The sequence below is a fragment of the Halolamina litorea genome (assembly GCF_026616205.1).
In the GTDB taxonomy this organism is placed as follows: Archaea; Halobacteriota; Halobacteria; order Halobacteriales; family Haloferacaceae; genus Halolamina; species Halolamina litorea.
On the sequence record NZ_JANHGR010000001.1, the window covers coordinates 1487220 to 1503566 of the forward strand.

The 16347-nt window shown below is 53.6% G+C and carries 13 protein-coding genes; 7 read left to right on the forward strand and 6 right to left on the reverse strand.

The window, feature by feature from the left end; all coding sequences use genetic code 11:
- Nucleotides 1–241: 241 nt before the first annotated feature.
- A complete protein-coding gene (locus NO998_RS07760; RefSeq protein ID WP_267646537.1) occupies nt 242–478 on the reverse strand; it encodes a hypothetical protein in 237 nt (78 codons plus the stop codon).
- Nucleotides 479–923: 445 nt separating this feature from the next.
- Here NO998_RS07760 and NO998_RS07765 point away from each other — a divergent pair, with 445 nt between their 5' ends.
- Both NO998_RS07765 and NO998_RS07770 read left to right on the forward strand, forming a co-directional pair.
- A complete protein-coding gene (locus NO998_RS07765) occupies nt 924–1352 on the forward strand; it encodes a helix-turn-helix domain-containing protein (protein WP_267646538.1) in 429 nt (142 codons plus the stop codon).
- Between the two features lie 58 nt (nt 1353–1410).
- Nucleotides 1411–1716 (forward strand): hypothetical protein, encoded by a 306-nt coding sequence (locus NO998_RS07770; RefSeq protein ID WP_267646539.1) that lies wholly within the window; start codon nt 1411–1413, stop codon nt 1714–1716.
- Nucleotides 1717–1740: 24 nt separating this feature from the next.
- Here NO998_RS07770 and NO998_RS07775 read toward each other — a convergent pair whose 3' ends face one another.
- Nucleotides 1741–2733 (reverse strand): DUF6414 family protein, encoded by a 993-nt coding sequence (locus NO998_RS07775; protein ID WP_267646540.1) that lies wholly within the window; start codon nt 2731–2733, stop codon nt 1741–1743.
- A gap of 183 nt (nt 2734–2916) precedes the next feature.
- Here NO998_RS07775 and NO998_RS07780 point away from each other — a divergent pair, with 183 nt between their 5' ends.
- Nucleotides 2917–3294: a hypothetical protein gene (locus tag NO998_RS07780; protein WP_267646541.1), complete on the forward strand. Its 378-nt coding sequence runs from the start codon at nt 2917–2919 to the stop codon at nt 3292–3294.
- A gap of 120 nt (nt 3295–3414) precedes the next feature.
- Nucleotides 3415–4002 (forward strand): hypothetical protein, encoded by a 588-nt coding sequence (locus NO998_RS07785; protein ID WP_267646542.1) that lies wholly within the window; start codon nt 3415–3417, stop codon nt 4000–4002.
- Between the two features lie 36 nt (nt 4003–4038).
- Here the strand turns inward: NO998_RS07785 and NO998_RS07790 are convergent, their stop codons facing one another.
- Entirely contained in the window at nt 4039–4827 is a 789-nt protein-coding gene (locus NO998_RS07790; RefSeq protein ID WP_267646543.1) for a toll/interleukin-1 receptor domain-containing protein, read from the reverse strand.
- Nucleotides 4828–5027: 200 nt separating this feature from the next.
- Nucleotides 5028–5903 carry a GNAT family N-acetyltransferase gene (locus tag NO998_RS07795; protein ID WP_267646544.1) on the reverse strand — a complete coding sequence of 292 codons (876 nt, stop codon included), beginning with the start codon at nt 5901–5903 and terminating at the stop codon, nt 5028–5030.
- Nucleotides 5904–6284: 381 nt separating this feature from the next.
- On the opposite strand from NO998_RS07795, the gene NO998_RS07800 reads away from it, so the two are divergent.
- The 3 genes from NO998_RS07800 to NO998_RS07810 all read left to right on the forward strand — a co-directional run bounded on the left by NO998_RS07800 (nt 6285) and on the right by NO998_RS07810 (nt 9872).
- On the forward strand, nt 6285–6464 hold the full coding sequence (locus NO998_RS07800) for a hypothetical protein (protein ID WP_267646545.1): 180 nt from the start codon (nt 6285–6287) through the stop codon (nt 6462–6464).
- 227 nt (nt 6465–6691) lie between these two features.
- Nucleotides 6692–8476 carry a DUF7845 domain-containing protein gene (locus NO998_RS07805; protein WP_267646546.1) on the forward strand — a complete coding sequence of 595 codons (1785 nt, stop codon included), beginning with the start codon at nt 6692–6694 and terminating at the stop codon, nt 8474–8476.
- A 781-nt stretch (nt 8477–9257) separates the two neighbouring features.
- Complete coding sequence (locus NO998_RS07810; RefSeq protein WP_267646547.1) at nt 9258–9872, forward strand: hypothetical protein; 615 nt, start codon at nt 9258–9260, stop codon at nt 9870–9872.
- Here NO998_RS07810 and NO998_RS07815 read toward each other — a convergent pair.
- Together NO998_RS07815 and NO998_RS07820 are read right to left on the reverse strand one after the other, a co-directional pair.
- A complete protein-coding gene (locus tag NO998_RS07815) occupies nt 9869–13405 on the reverse strand; it encodes a helicase-related protein (protein WP_267646548.1) in 3537 nt (1178 codons plus the stop codon). The two genes, NO998_RS07810 and NO998_RS07815, sit on opposite strands and share 4 nt — an antisense overlap.
- 92 nt (nt 13406–13497) lie before the next feature.
- On the reverse strand, nt 13498–16344 hold the full coding sequence (locus NO998_RS07820; RefSeq protein WP_267646549.1) for a DUF1156 domain-containing protein: 2847 nt from the start codon (nt 16342–16344) through the stop codon (nt 13498–13500).
- Nucleotides 16345–16347: the final 3 nt, after the last annotated feature.

A 16347-nucleotide genomic window follows, 5' to 3' on the forward strand; every position in this document is an offset into this window, starting at 1 on the left:
TCAAAACTAGAAGAGACTAAATAGGTGAATCAGTGACTGTATCCCCGGTCCGCGGCCGAATCTCTCCTCTAAGAAAGGTCTCCACGAACGGGTACTCGCCACGTAAGAACTCTACCAACAGTTCTTATTCTACTTTTCGGGCTCGAAACTCACGTAAGAATTCCATCGCCAACTTCCCTCATCGAATCCTTCGGCGAGTGCCTCACAGAGGTCGTCTGGCAAGAGACGATGTGGGTTCTCGTCAGTCATAGTCATCCCAAGATTGGGCCTGTTCAAGGAAGTCTCCTCGCCGCACCCGCGTAAACAACTCCTCTTCCTCAGATACTGGTTTGTGCTCTTCACACCATGCGTAGAGCTCTGGTTCGCGTGGGATGACGAGACGTGCGACGTGTATCTTCAATCCCTTGTCGCCCACGACGGCGCCACACACGCCGCAACGTAGGTCATCAGGCCACTCAATATCGGGCAGGTCGACCATACATCCCCTACGTGCTCAGGCCCGATATATGTCAGCTTACTGTATTGAAACACCACTATCTTCCTTATTGATTGACTGTCGCTGCGTTCTCGACTGCCGGACTTGCGTGCACTCCACGTTCAACAGAGCCTTTCCAACACGTCTCCTATCTAGAGTGATAGGTAGGGCTCTCAACCTTCGCTCGCAATTCGGGAGAGCTACGTCTGCATGTGAGGTGCGTTACTACACCAAGATGTGCCTATCCCGTGGGACCGCTACTTACGGGGGAACTGTGAGAAGTTACGCATAGACGGGGGTGTGTCTATGGGTAGTAGTCGGAAACCATCACCAACCCTCTCGAACCCAATCACGGACCCTTCGAACCATACCCTTTGGTGGGCTCTTACATCCTGTTCTCACGGGGTTCGACACAAACCCTTTGCAGAGGGTTCGCGCACCTGTGAGTATGAGATTCACGCCAGAAACTATCGCGTTCATTGAGGCCATCGACGCGAATGACGGGCGCGCATCCATGCGCGAGATTCGAAACCGAACCGATTTGACCAGCGGTCAACGCCAACACCAATTTAGAAAGCTCGAAGACGCCGGGTATATCGAGGTAGAGTACACTGATTGGGGGTCGTCGTCGACGGCTCCGATGAAAGTCGCTGTGTTGACTGAGGAGGCAGTAGAGGCTAAGAAAGCCGGGTGGTATCAGTCGCGCGCCGAGAAAGTTCGTGACCGGACGAACGTCGATGTAGCCGACCTTGCAGTCTCTGTCGACGAGCTCGAAGACAGAGTCGAGATGACACAGACCTACGTCTCGGAGAGACTGTACGATAAGCTTGAGGCGCTCGAAAGGCGCGTCGACGAACTGGAGGCGGCGAGTGGTTGAATCGAACCACAAATAGCGCTGTTTGTAGGATTAAGTGAGTCGGGGGTAATCGCCACGTATGGATATCCATCATAATCCGTCTCTCGACCAACGGGAGCCACGAGACGGCGATTTAGCGTTGTTCGAGGGCTTGGAACCGGGAGACACGGTCTCGTTCTTCGAGTGGCCCGTGGAGCCACTCACAGTCCTTGCTCGCGAAGAGGATGCGAACGTTGGCGAGCGAGTACGGGTTAAAGCGGAGGGGAGCGAATCGTTCCTGTACGAAGTAGACGGCTATCTCTGGCATTACGTCCCCGAGGAGGAATATGCCGGCGAGGATAATCCATTCCCCGTCGAGAACCTCGTCTACGATTCTACGGATTGAGGAAGGTAGCTAGACCTAGGCCACTCACCGATAAATAGCGATGGGAGTAACCGAAATAGAAGGATAGGAGACCATGAGACCCATCTGTGAAGCAAGACCATCTACGAGATGGTGAAGCATCCCCAATTGGTCTGAATCAAGTTCCTCCGAGTTTCCGAGCTCGCTAGGGTCGTTGGTGATTGTATCTACACGTGCAATAAGGGTACAATTTGGAATGTCGCGCTTTTCATACTTCGCCATTAGTTCGACAGGTTTCCCTTCGAGTTTCTCCCCATCCAGTATTGACCAGACGGTGTGCTCTCGGTTCCCATCCAAGGGGAACAACTCCGCAATTATCATGTTCTCATACTCTTCTGGGAGAATAGCGGAGAACATATCCAGAAATGCGTTGAATGCCTGTTCTCGGGTATTCCAATCCATTTCTGCGAACTTTGAATCGTCGTCGAAGGCTCCTTCCATGTCAAAGGACTCAATTCCAAGGCTATCGAGTTTCTGCATCGTACTCATCATCGATACGAACCCACCGAGGAGGTCAAGGCTGGTGGATACGTCGGAGAGTTCCATATCTGCCTGAACACGGATGATGTCACCTTCGGAGATACGGTCTCGGAATACGCTTGTGTACATCCGTTCCCGAGCACTCTCGCCGGACATCTCTGATTCTCTCATAACCGACTCCAAGTCGTGGAACCAGTCTCCCTCTGCATCTTCAAGCTCTGATTCGAGAAGAGTGAAATGGTAGTGGTGAAGTCCCTTCACCGATTCCGACCGCGAGGTGTCGGCCTCGGTTCTCGTTATTTCTCCTTCGACATCCGCCCCGATGTTGAATATCGAAGCCATCAGCCGAGCTCGAAGGCTCTCAGATTCTTCCTCAAGCTCCTCCTTCCCCTCGATTTGTTCCTTGATGTAGCCGCCGCCCATACGGGCTGATATTGACTTCACTTGGTCCATATCAAGATAAACGAAACCGGGGACATATCGTGGAGTGAGACTCTCTCTGCCATCTTCATCGGACATATAGTGACTTGTGTGTTCGAAAATACATGAAACTTAGTGACGTGGTTGCGAAAAAGAATCGTCAGCCTGCTTCAGACGGTGCCCCAACCCCGGCATCGTCGAATGAGGGCGGCGTGAAGTTATATGTTGCAAATCGAATATTTCACAAATACCTTGATACTGGTCTCGTGCAACGGTTGAGGTGTGACAGAACCAAGATACGGCGACGACCTCGAACGGTTCCGCGCGGGAGTCGAAGAGAAGACTGGACAGGAAATCCACCCAGACACAGAGGTGGGAGACCACATCTGCTGGTTCTTCCTCAATATCCCGCTGGAACTAAACGGTGAAACATTCGACGCCGAGGTAGACTTCGACCTCTCCGAAGCCGAGGTGCATCCGATGTATGCTGAGATTTATGTCGAGAGTGGCACCGACCGAGAGAAGATACTCTCTGAGGCAGGTGGAACTCGTATTGAAAGTGGTGACGTAGCCCTCTACGAATACTATCTCGATGAGGGTAAGGTCGAGGGTATGATGGCCAACCTACGTGATGCCCATACCGAAGTCTACGGAAAGTAATCTCGCCGGAGGAGAATTACGACAACAGTCGCAATGACCCAGACGACCGCACTAAACACGGAGAACAGTTAATCCACTAATTGACGGTATCCTTATCTGAACCCCGAATGTGGAATCGCTGTGGGCCTCGATTCACTCGTGGTACCGTTGGCCTCGCTGTTTGTGAGTACGTTGGTAGCGACTATCACCTACCTAAGATATATCGAGTATCGGAATAGCGTTCAGAGGTCTCTATATTCGGAGTTAGTTGGCGATACATACGAATATGATTATTTTGAGGAGAAACGACAGTTCACTGTTGAGAACATAGATTTAATCGGTAATCGGAGTCCCACTACGTGGAAAACGATGGTCGTTATTCAGTTCGAATTTGAGGAGTTTCCTTGGGACCAGCACGGCAAGGACTACTCAGATGAGGCAAGAGAGGACTTACTTCGGCTATTCTCAATAGCTACAAAAGATAACTATACGGCTGACGTTGAATTCATGGATACGTACAGGTCTCCCTCGATGCTGGTGACTCTCCCCACGACAAATCTATTCAAAATACGTCACGTTCTGAGAAAGTCTGAGTTCTTAATGGGGGACATAATGGAACACTATGAGCAATATCCCATCAGTCAGGGCCGTTTACTTGATTATGCAAAAGAGCACATCGAATTCTTGCTACAACACGGGGAGGATGAGGATGAAGAGACCAGTGTATAAAGAATCGAACTGTGAACGGAATCATAGGGTCCGATGCTATAGCATCCGGTAATCAGAGGGGTCGTCGGAAAGCTCCTCAAGCCGACTCTTTCGGATTCGTACGGTGAACTCTGCGCGCCCTGACCGAAGCGTCTGTATATCGGATACGACACATTCCAGTGGTTCTTCAATCGTGTCTATCGTCATCACCGTTCCTTTCGAACTACTTGGGTATTCTACCCCATTCTCGTCCAGAATCTCGGTTGCCTCCAACTGATTCAAACTCGGTGCGTTGTGATTTCTCCACGACGTAATCGTTATTTTGTCACCTATGTTTGGCTGGAAGTTCCCCTGAAATCGTATATCAACTGATTGGAACAGTGAGCCATCTTCTCCTTCCCCCCACACATCAGACTCCCTATCATCTTCATTTACAACTCGATAAATACTCGTGGCGACCGATTCTACATTGTCCTCAGTAATCGTCTCAGACACAAGGTCGGCCAGACTCGGACTGTGGTCAAACACGTAACTGTGGTCTACGCCGTGGAGCAACGGGAGAATCACATCGCCTTCCTTGATATGCTTCTTTACCAGACCGTTGAATTCCCACTCCGAGGTGCCCTCGAAGTAGCTTTCTGAACAAACGACGATTCCATAGCGTGAGTTGCTGAAGCCTTCATCGATAGACTCTCGGATACTATCTCCCAGTGACATCGAGATGTCGTCTTGCCATACGTCCAATCCCATCGTCTGCAACTCCTGAGTAAGTTGCTTAACGACTTCCCGCGAATCGTCGTGTGCATATGAAATGAATACGTCCTTCATCGAATCAGCGTCCGGCATAGTTAGTCATAGTTCTGTCATCACATAAGCATCGGTACTATTGAGGATTCAGGGATACGGAGACATATCTCCAATGATGGTTCGAGAACCTGACCCAGATAGATATGTTATACTACTTTTAATTAAGTGTATTTGTCCATGTCGAAATCAGCTTGCACTCACGAACTTTGGAGAAACAACAGACAAGTCGGTATACTCTCTTACTGGTTCTCACGAGCTAGCTCTGAAGCCAGCTTCCGAAACGGGTTTGATTTCAGGAAGGCCACTGTATCTGTCTTGGTTGGCTCAACACCTTCATCGGTGATGGTGTAGTCTACATCCCCTGCTGCCTTCAACAGGCGGAGAGTCTGTGTATTCGCCCCCTCAACCGCATAGAGGTCATCTGTGAAGTCAGCGGCCTCCTGCTTGAACTGCTCCAGAAGTAGCGTTCCGATTCCCGTTCGTCGGAATGTAGGGAGTGTGAATATCTGCCTGAGGACCGCCACCTTTCCGGACCGCGTATCTTCGGCCGGTTCGGCGGTCCACGTCAGGTATCCCACTGCCGTTCCATCGTGATACGCGAGGAATGCGTTTGCGTGCTCTGGCTTGTAGAGACTGAACGTTGTGTCCTCGTTCTTCGCCTCTATATTCAGCAGTTGTACTGCGGCCTTTTGTTCCCTAGTTTCGACAACAGTGACTTGCTTGTTTTGTCTGACACTATCAACCTCCCCAACACATGCATCACTCAAGAGGTCGTTCGGGTCCTTGTACACGCCATTATCAAGCATCGCTGCGACGATGTAGTCACAGTCCTCGTTTGAGCAGTTGAGAACTGAGACATCCCCCACGTGACCAAGGTGTTCGTAGAACGGTGGCGTCTCTTCACCACAGGCTCCGCACGTGAACACGGGCAGTCGCTCTTCCTCCAATGTGAGGTCGCGCCCGAGCGGCTCGTCACAGGCTATACAGGCGTGCATCTCTCCATATCTCGTCGCGCTATTCGACCGCTCTCCACAATCAGGACAGACAATCAGCTCCACAGTCTCAACCGACTTTGAGCTAGTAGTCAACTTCTGACACCCGTCTGATGCTGACATAATAGACGTTAGCCGACACGATGAGATAACGTTGCCCACTTTCGCTGAACTGAGATGCATCGATAGGTTTGCCAGTTGCTAAGAGTAGCATGGTACTCATGTCGACGAGTCTGTCGAGTTGACGATGCTTGACAGTGGCAATAGTGAATATAGGAGGACTGTACCGATTGGTGGTTTCGCTGTACTTAGCGAGACAAGCAATATTCCTAGCAGCAGTTGGAAGATTCAATAACGATACATGTTCGGAGCTCAGGATAGCGAGGATTCACATCGAGTGAGTAGAATATTCATATGATGGGGGGTCAAGACCTCGTGTTTAAGCCGGTTCAGTACACCCTCAATCTACAAAGCACCAAAGCAGTCTAACCCCGTTTCCGTTGTATGATTCGACGGTCCCCGAACATCCGCAGCAAGCACTTCGAAGTTGACGAAGAGGAAGGCGAATACACCTGCAAGACGTGCGGTGACACCTACGAGGAAGTTGATGCCATAGTCCACCTCATGAAGGTCCATGGCTACGAGACAGTGGACATCATCCTTGATGAGCCACTGGACGACTAACACAATTTTCACCCGGCGAATTCCACCCTTTCACAGGATGCTTACTGGTTCTTTCAGATTTTTACTGGCGGCGTCGAGAAGCATCCGTGTTGACATCACGGCTTTAGTCGGACGTATCCTCGGCATAGGTTAGACCTCCCGGTCGGCAGCTCGTCGATGAGGAAGGAGAATCGAGGTATCAACTCGATTATCCCGAATCGGCACGGTCGCCGGTTGGTCAGAACAACATGAAAGAGAACGACTCGAACCCGCATAAGCGTAGCGGGAACACGCCTGAATCGCCCGAAAACAGGGAGAACACCCCAACCAAAGTTAGTGATTACACCCCCCAGACACACGGGGTGGATGTGTTTTTTCAGCTTCGGGACGACAACGAGCTCTACAACGCTCTAGCGGACTTACAGCGTCGACTCAACGAGAAGAACGGCTACCGTGGCCGAAGTGGCCACCCGCACCACGTCGGTGATATCAATCCGTCATGGACGCCCGGTGACGAAGAGCACCAAGTCGGCTTCTACTCCAGTTCGACAGGCATCGGCCACCTAAACGAGAATGGAGATTTCGTCTGTTACGAAGACCAGCGCCTGCGTCTCTTCGAGAACATCGACAACGGAAAAGCTGCGACCACCGCCGCGAAGTGTACTCTCACGCTCGAACCTCGTGGACCTCACCTTGTCAACAGGGAGAAAGAGCCCTTCGGATATCCAAAGGCCGTCGACGGTCAGCGCTACACTGGGACGTACATCAAAGCGCAAGTCTCCTACGCGACAGACCTCCGTGAGGCTCTCGGCTGGATTAGCGAATACTTCGAGCACCTCGACGATGAACTCGGAACGTCTCTCATGGCCTACTGGGACCCCATTCCGGAGACACTCTATTTCAGTGGTCTCGAACGCTACGTCCGACACGACCTCGCGTCGATGGGTCGCATCATCAGCACTCAAAGAAACACAGCGAGACTCATCCACACCGGGAACGAAGGCGAGGAGGGGACCGTCAAAGAAGACATCCGACACGGTGAACACTCGATTTTCTCCGTGAGCTCGACAGAGTTCGAGCACCTCGGATATACCGCCGGGCCTCGCGATGACAGCGGCCGACTCAGAATCAAGAAGGACAAAATCAAGACTTACAGAGCGAAGAACGCCGGCCGGTATACTGAGGAGAACTACCGCCACCACCCGAAGACCGAGTCGAAGGCAGTGAAAGGAAAACTCCATGTGAGCGTATGGGGAGAAGTCATCGACCGTCTCGACTCGATTCTCCTCCACCACCTCGAAATGGCCGCCATCGGCGAAGACGACCTCGTCTCTGACGACTACTTCCGGCCAGTCAACAAAGACGGTGAGCCCGAAGACGACGAAACCTTCGAGAGTCGCGAGTATCAAGCGCCAGAGGGTCGAATCGCTTCTCTCCGGAAGTCATGGGAGGGAGAAGATGCGCGACGCAAACTGGAAGGCTTCATTGTCCACTCGAATACTGAGTCGTATCGAGATATTCTGAACATCCTCATGTTCGACCCCGGTCACGGCGGACGGAGTGTCACATACGAGTATCTTCAAAAGAAGACTGGACTCTCCTACAGTGCCGTTCAGCGGAACGTTACCAAGCTCACTGACGCACGAATTCTCCACAAACTAAACGAAGGGTGCGTCTTCGTGAGTTGGGCCAGTCAAACTGCCTTCGAACGTGTCCGTGATTGGCTCAGAGACTACTTCGACCCGACGAGAGTCCTCAAGAAAATCGAAGAGCGCGCGGAAGAGAGAGTCTCTGCGCGCATTGGTAGGAATGGCGAGGCGGAAGAAGTCAAGCAAGAGTCTGACGAAGCAGCCGTTAAAGACGATGACATCGATGGTGACGACTTTGTCGACATCTCCGGCGGGAGCATGCTGGACGAGAATATTCAAGCCGAGCTCGACGAAGTCTTTGCCGAAGCCCGCGAGAAAATGGCGTCCGGAGAGTGGGACGACTTCGGACCCGGTCATGCTATGGCTGACGGCGGGCCCGACTAAGCCCAGCAGTCACCCACTGTGACTTCGGTCGACAGCGGTAGCTCTGGCATTTCTGGCACCTTTTCCGCGAATTGGCAGTCTCCAAGTGGGGTATCTCTCGCAAATTTCTAGACCACCCCTTAATCTCGACTGAACACTCCATTTCTCAGCCATCACCCACGACATCCCTCGCGCACAGTTGTTCAAAAATACAGTTAGCTACCTACAGTTACCTCTGGAGTCCGAGGGATATGCGCTTCCGTCTGTAGGATTCGGTCATTCTTGGGTCTATACACGGGTTCGCTCTTTTCGGTTGGGTTGCAATATCCCCTTAGTCGTTAAGCCGCTAACAGCAAAATCGGAACAGAACAATCGAGAGTCCGTTCTCAGTAAGGGAAGTGGCTATGACTCAGGTATAATCGGTGAAATTCGGGCACGTAGCGGTATTTTCTCTCCATTTAGTGATGTAGCTCCTTTCGTGACACGTTAAGATTACGTTCGGTTTGCAAAACCCTCTTAGCCACCAACACAATCTTCGAGCCGACCTACGAATCAGGATAGACAAGGTGGTCTTTCCATTGAAGAATCGCGCGACCGTACTTCTGGCCGAACGACTGACCACATCCGAGGCAGACCCAGCCGCTTGAGTGTTCTAACTGGAGTTGCGGCTTTTCGTCCTGCATTTCCGGGCAGTATGGATGCATGCCCTCTAGAGAGTACGAGACTGCAAAGGGATATCCCCGGGACGCTGGTCCAGTAACAACACGCCTACAACTATACCGGTTCCAGCAGAATAGCCGACGTGGATATCTCGCCATCAATCGACCGACTGGAACGTCGATTCGTAGAGCGACCGGCAAACTATCTCGTAGAGGCTGAGCTCACTTTCGAGCTGAAGGAGATTCTCAACGACCAACTCCAGCCAGCACGTCTCTCCGGAACTCACGATTCAGGCGGTTCCCGCGGAGACATACCGAACCATTCTGAGTACGCTGACGCAGTCATCTCCACAGAGAGTATCGACCGAGCCCACTGTGAAGTGAGCGGGACGAACTTCGGGCTCGGAAGCAGCCAAATGAAGCTTGACCTCGTACTCTTCGACGAAGAGGTCCACCTGTCCCTCGAAGGAGGGAGCAAGAAGTTCCGGGCCGAAGACCTCGTGACAGCTGTCGAAGTAAAGTTCATCAAGAACGCCAAGTACCTCCGAGAAGACTCCAAGCGGTTCAATCTCATTGCGGACGATATCGACCGGTTAGCCGGTCTCCCTGACTACGTCGACACTTACTGCCTCGCCTTTGGAAACTTCGACCTCACACGTCGGCCGGATACCGAGGAAGCTCTCACGAGCCTGCAGCAGAGGGGAGAGGGCGTCGAAGTGCGCCACACCCATCCGCGGAGTAGTGAGGGGTCGAACTAACTGTCGTATCGGCGTAACCAGTCGGTTACCTCTCTTCGGCCGACCGATTCGTCGGGGAGCGGAACGTCGAGAGTCAGTCGACGCTGGGTTTCCGTTGCGTACGTCGCAACATCAGCCTCTGAGACGGCAGACGGCTCCGTCCAAACACGCGGACCGGCTTCCCCGACTTTCCCAGCCACACGGGTCACTTCGTCCTCAATAGTCTCGCCCAGCTCGTCGATGAGGACGTTCAACAGATGGTCGAACAGTTCGTGCTGGGGAAGGGGAATGACGACCGAAGGGTACCACTCCAAGACCTCGGGGTCGAAGGAGACAAGCACCTCGTCGTCATCGGCGTACATCGACTGTACCGTGTCCTCCGGCGGGTCCGAAGATATCGGCGGGTCAGCGTTCTCAGGGATAGCCAGCCGGTAGAGCTTCTGGTAGGGGGCGTCCTCATCTTCGGTTAGCTGCCGGTCGAGCATTTCGAACGTCCAGCCCTCGTTCCGGAGAACCTGACTCTGCGTGAAGAGCCGCTTCACGACCTCCGAGTCGATGAGTGGGTCGAACGGCCGGTTCGGATAGCCAATCTCGCCAACGTCAGGGTGGGACTCGGCCCAGCCGTAGAGCTTGGCCTCTTCGATGATGTCCTCGGGCTGAATCTCGTCGAGGTCCTGTACCAACCCAACCTGCTTGGACTTCTGTTCGGCCTCCTTCGACTGTGCCTGCGCGCTGTCTGCGATGTCGGAACCGGACTTCGTCGATTCACCCATCGCGACACTCTCAACCTCTCCCTCAAGACCATCGAGAATCGGTCGGAGTGGACCCACGGCCTGCTCGAAGAGGTTGATTCGCTCACCCAGTCGCTCGTAGATGTCCTCCTCGACAGTGTCGTCGTAGATGTAGTTCCAGACGAGCACCTTCTCGTTCCGCTGGCCGATTCTGTCGATACGTCCGATTCGCTGCTCCACGACCTGCGGGTTCCATGGCATATCGTAGTTAATCATCGCGTCGCAGGTCTGGAGATTCAGTCCTTCGCTGGCGGAGTCCGTACAGACGAGGACGGAGAGGTCGCCGTCGGGGTCCGTGAACTCACGCTTGACGCGCTCTTTGCTCACGTTCTGCCACTCCCCATCGTCGGCGTCGAAGACCTCCCCACCGTCCCCGGAGTACGTGCCCACGTCGTTGTGGCTGACTTGGACTTTCTCCTTGATGGCGTCGAGCGTGTCTTTGTACTGGGTGAAGATGATGACCGTGTCACGGGCAAGGGCACTGAGTTCCGACAGGTCCTGCATCAACTGCTCCAGCTTGGGGTCCTCCGGCACGTCGTACAGCTGTGAGATGAACTCCTCCAGTTCACTCAGTTCGAACTCCCGAACACGCTCCCCATCGGAACTGTTCGCACCGATTTGGTCCACACGAAGCCCGTACTCACGCCGGAGCACTTCCTCCCGCTCGGAGATGGCCCCAGTCTGGAGGTCGCTTTCGGAGACCTCGGAAGCGTCGTTCAGCCCGCTACGGAGATTCTCGCGTCGACGTTTGAGGGACTGCTCGATTGCGTGGAGACTGGAGGTCAGACGCTGCCGATAGGTCGTCATCACAAAGCCGATGGCTGTCTTCTCCTTCCCCTCCAGCAGCTTCTTCGACTGGTCGTACACGTCGCTGATGTAGCTCTCTACTCGGTCGTAGAGCGGCTCCGCGTCCCCGAGGTCGACGGACCGAGTCTCGATATCCCTCCGGGGAATGTTCTCGTTGAGGAGCCCCGCACGCTTGCACATACGGAGAGTCTGACGCGTGTTGCGGAACACGCGGGACTTCACCGGTGTGGTCTCCTCACCGATATCGAGGAGGAAGCGCAGGCTCTCGACGGAGAGCTCCGAGAACTTGTCCTCCCATCCGCGGGTTCCGAGCTTCCCGATACCGAGAACCCGCTTGAGCCGTCTTCGTTCGCTCAGGGAGAACCCTTCGTCGTCGACGCGCTCCTCGACCCATCGGGCTACGTCGTCGTGAGACTGTACGAAGGACTGAATCATCCCTGCCCACGTCTGCAGATGTGTGATGCCCTCGTAGGGCTCGTAGTTCCACTTCGACGCGAGGTCTGGAAGAATCTCTTCGACGGTCAGTCTGTCCGCGGCGCCGATGTCGTCGAGCGCCTCGGCGAGCTCCTGCTGCATCTCGAAGTACGTATCGAACGACTCGCGCTCGTTCCAGCCCTCCGGAAGGTCGCACACTCTGAGGAGGTCGAACAGCTCGGTGATTTCGAGCTGCATCGGCGTCGCCGTCAGGACGTAGCTGCAGGCCGTATCGTTCTGGAGCTCCGTGAGCAGGTCGTAGAGGTTCGTCCCCTCGCGACCGTGGTGAGCTTCGTCGACGAGCGTCAGGTCCCACTCGAACTGGTCCTTCGGTGGGTGGCCGGGATGCTCCTCCTGCCAGTGGACGGAAGGTGAGAACATCCCCATGTTCCCCGTCCGTCGGGCCGTGTGCCACGAGGCGAGGACGACCGTCGGCTCGTCCCGGTCGTCGACGAACTCGCCGATGTGCGAGTCGTCCCACGCGTCGAGAGTCTCGTACTCCGAGAGGGAGTGCTCGACGCCGTAGGCGTCCCGCAGGACGCGCTGTGCGCCGCTGTACTCGTAGGAGTAGGCGTTGATGTTGAACTTCTCCAGCAGCTCCTCCTGCCACTGTGGCTGGACTGTCGCCGGGACGAGCAGCAGGGCGTCACTCACCTCGCCGATGGTGAGGAGTCGAGAGATGGTCAGCCCGGCCTCGATAGTCTTCCCGAGCCCGACCTCGTCACAGAACAGGAGGCTCTCGGGATAGATGCTCGCCGCGGTGTCGGCAATGACGCGCTGGTGGGGCCACGGCTCAATCGAACTGATGTCCTCGGCCATGTGCATCGCGCCGGGGAGTAGCCCGTGTTCATCGGCGATACGGGTGACCGTCGCCTCAGAGGCCGGCGGCTCGCTCGACTTCTTCAGGCGTTCGACGTGCTCTTCGACCTCGTCGTCGGATTCGGGCTGCCAGTCGAGGATGTCCTCCTCGATAGCGTCGTCGATGGCCGTAACCTCAACATCTTCGTGCTCCTCGTTCCAGAGTCGCTCGAAGGTAGCAACGTCTTCCTTGACGTACTCGTTCTCGACTTCATCCCACGAGCGGTGGACTTTGAACCGCTCGTAGTTCCGGTACCACGCGTTGTACGTCTCGTTGATGCTCCCCTCGAACGTGATTCGGTTCCCGTCGGCGTCGGTCGCGATGCCGAGCTTCGGGTGGAAGATGCCCGAGTCTGAGTTGTTCCGCGGCTCGCCGATTTTGAGCTGCAGCCGCCCCTCGTCCATCATCTGGGCGATGAGCGCGAGCCGTGACTCCCCTTCCTCCGAGAGCGGGACGTCGTCGGTGAGGACGGGTTTGTTCTCTCGGCTCAGCTGCTTCGAGGCGATGATACGGATTTCCCCGTCGGATTCGAACGCGGACTCGATGCCCTGCAGTGCATCGGCGAGATTCTGGAGACTCAGATAGCCGGCGAGGCGGTCGTACTGGACTGCCTCAGAGAGCATCGGTCGGTAGAACGACCCGACAAGCGTGTGTGTTCCCCCGAAGTCGCTCTCATACACACGATTCCAGTTACATTCACGGAGGGTCATTAAATTCAGAAATCTTGGAGCGTTGTTCTACTCTGTTCCTCTTCGTCACTGTCGCTCAGAAAGCCAACATCAATATCTAACAGCTCACCAGTCTCTCCAGAAGCCAGATTCACCAATAGCTCATAATCGTCATGCTCGTTGGGAAGAACCTGAATTAAGGTCTTGACTGTCCTCCTAAATGAAGAGTCGTTCTGGAGGTCTCTGTCTTTCAGCCAATTCCACGTGAAGTCACTTCCTTTTGTTTTCAATACGTTGAGGGTGGCGTGAACAGCATCGATATTATGGTTGAACGCTTCGTCTCGGGGGTCAATTGGGTAGCCCCGTTTCCGGCGCTTCTCGCCAGCTTCAAGCGCAGTGTAATCTCTCACACGGTACTCCTGTCCTTTCAACAATAGCTGGTCCCGACTTTTACCCCAAATCTTGGTGTCCTGTTTTATATCGTCGATTTGAACCCCGACCCCCAGACCCAATTGTCGAGCCTCGTCGTACGGGATGCTCTCGGCCTCATAAACCAGCCACGAAAGGATATACCACTTTGAGAGAGCGTCAACATTATCCAAGTTGTCACTGAGCTCTCGTTCGATTAATTCCTCCGTCACCGATTTCCTAGCCTCCTCCAATGCCTGCTTAGGCCGAACAGGATTGTCGTGTTTATCAAGAACGGGATATGCTTCTGTGAAAACTCGTAGAGTGGGTCCGAAGGCGCCAATTATCACGTCGGTTTTCGTAAGGTTCAGTCCCGAATCAAGCAGCTCTGCAGCCTTATCACGTGCGGCCTGTTGCGTTTGACTACGAATATCACTCCATAGAGTGGGCGTCGACTTCCCGTTCTCTGGCTCAGTCGGTTTACGGCAGGTTAGCAAGAGGGAGGAGTCAGCGGACGACTGCCCCTGAACCCCAATTCGACTCGGGCTCTCACTGGATATGGTATGTGTCGCTGTGATTGTGAAACCGGAGTCCATTATCGACATTGTGAGCGAATCCCAAGCTCCGATTTCCTTATCTGTGAAGTAGATAGTGATGACACCACCGGGCTCCAGTACCCGATAGGCTTCAGAGAAAATACTCCGCATCTTGTCTTCGTATCGTTGACGGGCAGACGTTTCCTCAGCGCTGCTTTGTTCGTCATCCAGTGCGGGGTTCTCTACTGCTTCGTCTTGCTTGTTCGTTTCAGACTGGGAGAATTTACCCGGGAAGATATCGTTCAGGTACTGCCGCTGCCACACGTAGAAAGCGTCCGATATCTCTGAGTAGATGATGTTATCGCCATACGGTGGGTCAATAACTACCGCCTGTATCGAGTCGGAATCCAGTGGGAGGTCACCGGCATCGCCCTGATGTAACTGAACGTCATTTCGGTCACCACGGACCGACTCCGGGTAGTATTCCACCACCCTCTCGTAATACTGTAGAACGTTCTCCGTCCAGCTCTGGTACGATTTCCCCCCCGCGAGCATATTACTCTCTCCAAATGTCCACTGGAATGAGAAATTATTGTTGCCCAGCATATTATCAACAAAGCCGAATTGAGTTCGGATAGGAGCTAGGCGTGAGTTATGATTGATTTGGCGTGAGCCGATGAGGGTCAATAAGACTAGTACGGCTTCAGCAGTCTCATCGTCATACTTGGATTTGATATCCTCTTCAACTTCTTTGAATGCATCTAGGTATGCAACATGGGAGAGGAGCTGGCGCGATGTGAAAAGGTCGCGCCACTGTGTAATGCCATAGGGGCCTGCTCTGTCATAGTAGCCAATATATCGGTCGTCACGAAGGAAGGTGCTTAGTCGAAGGTCGTTATCCACCTGACTTTCAGAGGCTTCTATTGCTTTGGCATCTTCCTCTGTCGGAGAATGATATTTCGTGCCATTCACCTTATCAACGTATTTAATCCCACATACCTCATACTCGTATTCCCCTGCTTGGAAGCGTTCAACGACTGAATCACGTTCAGTGACGACACCGCAATGAGGGCATTCAGCATCACCTCCCGAGATATTTCCGTTGTCCGGGTCAAATGAGGATTCGTCCGACGCCTCTACAATACGGTAGGATGGTTCTCCGGACTCATAGACTGGTTTAATTGCGATATCTTTGTTCTTGTCGAACCACCATCGATTCGCGAGGGGGAAACGGCTGCCACAACTTGGACAAGAGATACTGTACGTCCTAAAGTAGTAACTCGCCTCTACACCGTTCTTCGTGGGGAAGAACTCGGAGATGTTCTCGTGAACGATATCATCGATTTTCCCAGCCCACTCTTTCACTTCTGATTCCAGACTTCCGATGTTCCGTGCGTATTCTAGAATGACTTTGTTCAACAACCAAGCAACAGGGTTGAGCTCATTGGAGACTGTTGGGAACCCATATCGAGCAGATTCAAATGGGATGGTTCCTCCTCCCGCAGTCGGGTCGAGAACTGTGGGCAAATCCCCGTCCCAGTGATTCCGCAATTTATCATGCAAATCTGAAAGCTCGGACTCAGACGGGGTACGCCGGTGAGGATACTCGTATCCGAAATGTTCCTCAACAGAACCGTCACGCGAATCCTTAGTTGCTTCTTTACGAATAACGTAGTCTTCAATATCTCCTTCAATATCGGCCTTCGGCCCCACACACATCAATTTGAGAAGTTCGTTATTCGAGGTATCTGGCGGAAGAACTGATGCAAGAACAGCGAGCCGGGTGGTTGTGGTAGGCCTGCGAGCGAACCATTTGAAAATCCGCCGATGCGGAGACATGGAGTCGCTATATGACTCTTTGATACTTTCGATACCTGTGGCAGTCGAAGGGAGAGGACCTTCGATTTTCAACGGCTTGGGGGTCTTATCGGAATCCTCGTTCTGAGTCATAGT

What these genes read in the sequence shown, in the direction of transcription:
- NO998_RS07820 (WP_267646549.1), bottom strand. Translation starts at nt 16,344, where the DNA reads ATGACTCAGAACGAGGATTCCGATAAGACCCCCAAGCCGTTGAAAATC.
- NO998_RS07790 (WP_267646543.1), bottom strand. Translation starts at nt 4,827, where the DNA reads ATGCCGGACGCTGATTCGATGAAGGACGTATTCATTTCATATGCACAC.
- NO998_RS07805 (WP_267646546.1), top strand. Translation starts at nt 6,692, where the DNA reads ATGAAAGAGAACGACTCGAACCCGCATAAGCGTAGCGGGAACACGCCT.
- NO998_RS07800 (WP_267646545.1), top strand. Translation starts at nt 6,285, where the DNA reads ATGATTCGACGGTCCCCGAACATCCGCAGCAAGCACTTCGAAGTTGAC.
- NO998_RS07770 (WP_267646539.1), top strand. Translation starts at nt 1,411, where the DNA reads ATGGATATCCATCATAATCCGTCTCTCGACCAACGGGAGCCACGAGAC.
- NO998_RS07760 (WP_267646537.1), bottom strand. Translation starts at nt 478, where the DNA reads ATGGTCGACCTGCCCGATATTGAGTGGCCTGATGACCTACGTTGCGGC.
- NO998_RS07795 (WP_267646544.1), bottom strand. Translation starts at nt 5,903, where the DNA reads ATGTCAGCATCAGACGGGTGTCAGAAGTTGACTACTAGCTCAAAGTCG.
- NO998_RS07765 (WP_267646538.1), top strand. Translation starts at nt 924, where the DNA reads ATGAGATTCACGCCAGAAACTATCGCGTTCATTGAGGCCATCGACGCG.
- NO998_RS07815 (WP_267646548.1), bottom strand. Translation starts at nt 13,405, where the DNA reads ATGCTCTCTGAGGCAGTCCAGTACGACCGCCTCGCCGGCTATCTGAGT.
- NO998_RS07775 (WP_267646540.1), bottom strand. Translation starts at nt 2,733, where the DNA reads ATGTCCGATGAAGATGGCAGAGAGAGTCTCACTCCACGATATGTCCCC.